This window comes from Micromonospora sp. NPDC049102 (genome assembly GCF_043197485.1).
Lineage (GTDB): Bacteria > Actinomycetota > Actinomycetes > Mycobacteriales > Micromonosporaceae > Micromonospora.
Genome location: NZ_JBICTE010000073.1, coordinates 1 through 434 on the forward strand (window position 1 = coordinate 1; position 434 = coordinate 434).

1 protein-coding gene and 1 rRNA gene are annotated in these 434 nt (G+C 71.2%); one reads left to right on the forward strand and one right to left on the reverse strand.

Annotated features, from left to right (window positions below; all coding sequences use genetic code 11):
• Positions 1-85 (forward strand): 5S ribosomal RNA (gene rrf / locus ACGFH9_RS30815); the annotation flags it as partial.
• 90 nt (positions 86-175) lie between these two features.
• On the opposite strand, the gene ACGFH9_RS30820 is transcribed toward rrf, so the two are convergent.
• A partial coding sequence (locus ACGFH9_RS30820; protein ID WP_393226395.1) for a hypothetical protein occupies positions 176-434 on the reverse strand: 259 nt, incomplete at its 5' end.

Sequence of the window (434 nt, forward strand, 5' to 3'; positions counted from 1 at the left end):
TCACATTCCGAACCCGGAAGCTAAGCCCTCCAGCGCCGATGGTACTGCACTCGTGAGGGTGTGGGAGAGTAGGACACCGCCGGACAATCTTCCAGTCGAGGGCCGCCCCATGAGGGTCGGCCCTCGACTGCGTAGCGCCATTGGTGGCGCAATCAGGAAGGATGTACCTGTGAGTTCAGGACCGCAGGGCGGAGACCGTCCCCGTCGTCACGAAGACCGCACCGACGGCCCGGCTGGACGCGACCGCGGAGCGCGCCGCGACGACCGGCCCCCGTACCGGGGAGACCGCGACAACGCCGGCGGCACCCGTGGCGGATACGCCGGCGGCCGCGATGGTGGTTCGCGCGGCGGTGACCGCGACGGTTCCCGTTCCGGCGCGCCGCGTGAGGGTGGTTTCCGTGGCGGTGACCGCGAGGGCGGGTTCCGTGGCGGCG